This window comes from Pseudomonas brassicacearum (assembly GCF_003732265.1).
GTDB classification, from domain to species: Bacteria; Pseudomonadota; Gammaproteobacteria; order Pseudomonadales; family Pseudomonadaceae; genus Aquipseudomonas; species Aquipseudomonas brassicacearum_D.
Genome location: NZ_MOBK01000043.1, coordinates 1 through 526, shown reverse-complemented (window position 1 = coordinate 526; position 526 = coordinate 1). Strand labels below are relative to the sequence as shown.

General features: G+C 63.3%; 1 protein-coding gene. It reads left to right on the top strand.

Features of this window, described 5'->3' with window-relative positions:
* Positions 1 to 526, top strand: a 526-nt coding sequence (locus BK660_RS29950; RefSeq protein WP_148057477.1) for a class I SAM-dependent methyltransferase, incomplete at both ends; no start/stop codon positions are given.

Here is a 526-nt window from a genome sequence, read left to right as displayed (position 1 = left end):
CACGACAAAGACAAACTGGTCAAAGCCATGCGCGGCAACGGCGCCCTGCCTTGGGGTGATCACCATCCGTGCATGTTCAGCGGCACCGAGCGGTTCTTCCGGCCCGGCTACAAAGGTCACCTGATCGCCGAATGGCTGCCGGCGCTCGACGGCGTGGTGGCCAAACTGGAAGAAGGCGCCAAAGTCGCCGACATCGGCTGCGGTCATGGCGCGTCGACGGTGATCATGGCCCAGGCGTTTCCCAACTCGCGTTTCGTCGGTTACGACTATCACGCGCCGTCGATCACCGTTGCCACCCAACGCGCCGAGGAAGGCGGGGTCAGCAGCCGGGCGAAGTTCTTCCAGGGCTCGGCAAAAAGCTACCCCGGCGATGACTACGACTTGATCTGCTATTTCGACTGCCTGCACGACATGGGCGACCCGGTCGGCGCCGCCCGTCACGCCTATGACTCGCTGAAAGACGACGGCACGGTATTGCTGGTCGAGCCGTTCGCCAACGACACGCTGGACGACAACATCAACCCGG